Annotated in this window: 1 tRNA gene and 2 rRNA genes; all 3 read right to left on the bottom strand. The window is 67.1% G+C overall.

Annotation, left to right across the window (positions count from 1 at the left end):
- The 3 genes from NET03_RS13275 to NET03_RS13285 all read right to left on the bottom strand — a co-directional run bounded on the left by NET03_RS13275 (nucleotide 1) and on the right by NET03_RS13285 (nucleotide 5,272).
- Nucleotides 1-3,090: ribosomal RNA gene (locus tag NET03_RS13275) — 23S ribosomal RNA — on the bottom strand.
- Nucleotides 3,091-3,405: 315 nt separating this feature from the next.
- Nucleotides 3,406-3,479, bottom strand: a tRNA-Ile gene (locus NET03_RS13280).
- Nucleotides 3,480-3,697: 218 nt separating this feature from the next.
- Nucleotides 3,698-5,272, bottom strand: a 16S ribosomal RNA gene (locus NET03_RS13285).
- The 16S and 23S rRNA genes sit together here with 1 tRNA gene alongside, the layout of an rRNA operon.
- Between the last annotated feature and the right edge of the window lie 14 nt (nucleotides 5,273-5,286).

Consider the following 5,286-nt stretch of genomic DNA (forward strand, 5'->3'; position numbering starts at 1 on the left):
GGACTGGCCTCGGCCATGAGGACGGCTCGGCTCCAGTCGGTTACCCGCTGTCCACCTGCCGCCTCGCTACCGGGTCATCTCCCCGGGGCCTTACCCCCTTCGTGGGGTGGGACGGCTCATCTTGGGGTGGGCTTCCCGCTTAGATGCTGTCAGCGGTTATCCCGTCCGGACCTGGCTACCCAGCGCTGCCGGTTGGCCGACAACTGGCACACCAGCGGTCCGTCCAGCCCGGTCCTCTCGTACTAGGGCCAGCTCCCCGCAACCGTCCACCGCCCGCGGCGGATAGAGACCGAACTGTCTCACGACGTTCTGAACCCAGCTCACGTGCCGCTTTCATGGGCGAACAGCCCAACCCTTGGGACCTCCTCCAGCCCCAGGATGCGACGAGCCGACATCGAGGTGCCAAACCGGGCCGTCGATGTGAACTCTTGGGCCCGATCAGCCTGTTATCCCCGGGGTAGCTTTTATCCGTTGATCCACGGCCCGCCCACTCGGTACCGTGGGGTCACTTGGCCCGCCTTTCGGCCCTGCTCGGGATGTCCCCCTCGCAGTCAAGCCCCCTTGCTGCCCATGCACGCTCCGGCCGATTGCCCTCCGGCCTGAGGGGACCTTTGGGCGCCTCCGTTACCTTTTAGGAGGCGACCGCCCCAGTCAAACTGCCCACCAGCCACCGTCCCTGCCCGCGTTCCCACGGGCCAGGTGAGGGCGCAAACCCAACCAGGGTGGTATCTCACCGCCGGCTCCACGGGACCTGGCGGCCCCGCTTCCCCGCCTCCCACCTATCCTGCACAGGCCGGGCCCGCACCCAATGGCAAGCTGCAGTCAAGCTCCACGGGGTCTTTTTGTCCCGCCGCGGGTCACCCGCTTCTGCACGGGTCCAGCAGTTTCACCGGGCCCCCCGTCGAGACAGTGCCCACGTCGTGACGCCTTTCGTGCGGGTCGGAATTTACCCGACGAGGAATTTCGCTACCTTAGGACCGTTATAGTTACGGCCGCCGTTCACCGGGGCTTCCCTTCGGGGCTCTCCACCCCTCCGGTTCACCTTCCGGCACTGGGCAGGCGTCAGCCCCGATACGTCGGCTTTCCGCCTTCGCCGAGACCTGTGGTTTTGGTAACCAGTCGCGCGGGCCTGCTCTCTGCAACCCCCTCGGGCTCTCCACCCTACCGGGGCCCCCCTTCTCCCAAAGTTACAGGGGCAATTTGCCGAGTTCCTTGACGGGGGTTCTCCCGCTCGCCTCCGTGTCCTCCACGCGCCGACCTGTGTCGGTTTGCGGTACGGTCACCGCCGCCCTCGCTAGAGGCTTTTCTCGGCTCCACCGCCAGGTCCGCTCGGCAGGGCCTCACCCCCACCTCGCTCTCGCCTGGTGCCGCTCCTCGGCCGGGCTTTCCCTCGGCCCACGACCCAGGCTTGGACGGTCCCTCCAACCGCCAGACCCTCCGTGGAGCGTCCCCCCTTCGCTCAACCGGGCGCCGGTGGGGCCGGAATCTTCACCGGCTGCCCCTCGCCTACGGCTTCCGCCCTCAGCTGAGGACCGCCTCACCCGCAGCTGACGACCATCGCTGCGGAACCCTTCGGCACTCTCCGGCGGGGCGGATTCTCACCGCCCTTCCGCTACTCGTGCCGGCATTCGCACTCGTCGCCGCTCCAGCACGGCTCCCGCCNCATCGCTGCGGAACCCTTCGGCACTCTCCGGCGGGGCGGATTCTCACCGCCCTTCCGCTACTCGTGCCGGCATTCGCACTCGTCGCCGCTCCAGCACGGCTCCCGCCGTACCTTCCCCGCCGACGACGACGCTCCCCTACCGCCTCAGAGAGCCTCCGCTCTCCAAGACCCGCGGCTTCGGTGGCGGGCTTCGCCCCGCGTCATTTTCGGCGCACGGGCGCTCGACCAGTGAGCTGTTACGCACTCTTTCAAGGATGGCTGCTTCTAAGCCAACCTCCTGGTTGTCTCCGCACCCGCACCTCCTTCACCACTCAGCCCGCACTTGGGGACCTTAGCCGACGGTCTGGGCTGTTCCCCTCTCGACGCAGAACCTTTTCGCCCCACGTCTCACTCCCGGTAACCAGCCACGAGCATTCGGAGTTCGGCTCGGCTTGGTAGGTTCCACACCCCCGCACCGAACCGGTGCTCTACCTCCCGTGACCTCCTACCGAGGCTGACCCTCAAGCCATTTCGGGGAGAACCAGCTATCTCCGGGTTCGCTTGGCATTTCACCCCTACCCCCAGCTCCTCCGAGCCCTTTGCCACGGACACCGGTTCGGCCCTCCACGCGGGTCTCCCCCGCGCTTCAGCCTGGCCAGGGGTAGCTCACCCGGTTTCGGGTCGGCCAGGCGCGACTTCCCGCCCTCTTCAGACTCGCTTTCGCTCCGGCTCCAGGTGCCTCCCCCTTCGCCTCGCCACGCCCGACCACTCGCCGGCTCATGCTCCAATAGGCACGCCGTCACCGCTCCCGCGGCTCCGACCGCCTGTGGGCGCACGGTTTCAGGCGCTCTTTCACCCCCCTCGCCGGGGTCCTTTTCACCGTTCCCTCACGGTACTCTCCACTATCGGTCGGCCAGGGTGTTTAGCCTTGGAGGTGTGGTCCCCCCAGCTTCCCACAGGGTTCCTCGTGCCCCGTGGTACTCACGCACCTGCCCCACGCATGCCCCCGCAGTCCGCCTACGGGACTCTCACCCTCTCCGGTCGCCCCTTCCAGCAGCGTTCGGCTCCGACAAAGACATGCGCGGCCGCCCTGCCGCTTGGCCCGGACAGGCCGTCCAACCCCGCCGCCGCTTCCGGGCGGCAGCCCTCTGGGCGACGACGGTTTGGGCTCCTCCCGTTTCGCTCGCCACTACTCCGGGAATCGCTCTCTCTTCCTCGGGGTACTGAGATGTTTCACTTCCCCCGGTGCCCTCCCTGAGACTCCCTCAGAAGCTCCCGCCCCCAAGGTTCCCCCCAGGGTGACGTGGCTCCCCACCACGCCAGGTTGCCCCATTCGGAGACCCCCGGATCTCCGCTCGCCCGCAGCTCCCCGGGGCGTTTCGCCGCTCGGCCGCGTCCTTCCTCGGCCCTGGCCGCCTAGGCATCCACCATGCGCCCCTAACCCCAGTCCTGTCCAGAGTCCTCGGGTTCCGCTCGGGAACACCGACANNNTGTCCAGAGTCCTCGGGTTCCGCTCGGGAACACCGACACAGTCGAATGGACCCTTGCAGACGCCTAGACCACGCTCCGCTCGCTTGGTAAGGTGCTCACCGCTCGTTCGAGCACCTTGACAACTGGGGTGTGGTTCGCGATTCCGTGCCCCGTCGCTCCGGGAACAGGGTGACGACTCCGGGTCCGGGTGACAGCCGGCCGTCGCCCTCCNTCCGCCGTGCAAAGGCGGCGCTCTCCCAACTAAGCTACAGCCCCATAACCGTCGCGCCAGGTGGGCGTTCCTGGACTCGAACCAGGGACCTCACCCTTATCAGGGGTGTGCTCTAACCAACTGAGCTAAACGCCCACGCGCCCCCGACAACTGAAGTGTGGCCGAGTGCTCCTGACCGACATCGACGGAACACAGGGTGACGACTCCGGGTACGGGTGACAGCCGGCCGTCGCCCTCCGCGGAGCCTGCTGCTCCGCCTCCTCAGGCGCGCCGCCCTGCCCTCCGCCCCGTCCCGCAGCGCCCCACGCGCCGCTGCGCCACCCCGGTTGACCGCGGGAGCCAACGCTCCCTAGAAAGGAGGTGATCCAGCCGCACCTTCCGGTACGGCTACCTTGTTACGACTTCGTCCCAATCACCAGCCCCACCTTAGACGGCTGCCCCCCAGGAGCTTNGTCCCAATCACCAGCCCCACCTTAGACGGCTGCCCCCCAGGAGCTTCCCCCCAGGTTGGCCCACCGGCTTCAGGTGAGACCAGCTTTCGTGACGTGACGGGCGGTGTGTACAAGGCCCGGGAACGTATTCACCGCCGTATGGCTGACCGGCGGTTACTAGCAACTCCGCGTTCACGCAGGCGGGTTGCAGCCTGCGATCCCCACCACGACCGGGTTTCGGGGATTGGCTCCGGGTCACCCCTTCGCTGCCCTCTGTCCCGGTCACTGTAGCGTGTGTGTCGCCCAGGGCGTCAGGGCCATGCGGACTTGACGTCATCCCCTCCTTCCTCCGGGCTTTCCCCGGCAGTCGGGTCAGACACCCCCGTAACTGACCCCGAGGGTTGCGCTCGTTGCGGGACTTAACCCAACACCTCACGGCACGAGCTGACGACAGCCATGCAGCACCTGTGCCTCAGCTCCCTCATCGGGCACCCCCACCTTTCGGCAGAGTCCTGAGGCATGTCAAGCCCTGGTAAGGTTCTTCGCGTTGCGTCGAATTAAACCACACGCTCCGCTGCTTGTGCGGGCCCCCGTCAATTCCTTTGAGTTTTAGCCTTGCGGCCGTACTCCCCAGGCGGCGGGCTTACTGCGTTGGCGCCGGCACGGATGGGGTCAACTCCACCCACACCTCGCCCGCATCGTTTACTGCGTGGACTACCCGGGTATCTAATCCGGTTCGCTCCCCACGCCTTCGCGCCTCAGCGTCAGGACCGGGCCAGCGGGCCGCCTTCGCCACCGGCGTTCCTCCCGAACTCTACGCATTTCACCGCTACACCGGGAATTCCACCCGCCTCTCCCGCCCTCAAGCCAGGCCGTCCCGCGCGACCCTCCCCGGTTGAGCCGGGAACTTTCACACGCGGCGTACCCAGCCGCCTACACGCCCTTTACGCCCAGTGACTCCGGGTAACGCTCGCCCCCTACGTCTTACCGCGGCTGCTGGCACGTAGTTAGCCGGGACTTGCTCCGAGGGTACCGTCTCCCCATCGTCCCCCCGAACAGCGGTTTACACCCCGAAGGGCTTCCTCCCGCACGCGGCGTCGCTCCGTCAGGGTTGCCCCCATTGCGGAAGATTCCCTGCTGCTGCCTCCCGTAGGAGTCGGGCCCGTGTCTCAGTGCCCGTGTGGCTGGCCATCCTCTCAGACCAGCTACCCGTCATCGCCACGGTAGGCCATTACCCTACCGTCTAGCTGATAGGCCGCAGGACCCTCCTCGCGCAGCCGCTCTCCACGGCCTTTCCTCGTCAAGCCTACCGCCCAACGAGCGTATGGGGTATTAGCCCGAGTTTCCCCAGGTTATCCCCCACGCCAGGGCAGGTTCCCCACGTGTTACGCACCCGTCCGCCACGGTCGGCGCGCTCATCACGCGCTCCCGTCCGACTTGCATGCATTAGGCACGCCGCCAGCGTTCCCCCTGAGCCAGGATCAAACTCTCCATCCCAGCACGCTCCACTC

The organism is Thermomicrobium sp. CFH 73360, from assembly GCF_023806465.1.
Classification (GTDB): domain Bacteria; phylum Chloroflexota; class Chloroflexia; order Thermomicrobiales; family Thermomicrobiaceae; genus Thermomicrobium.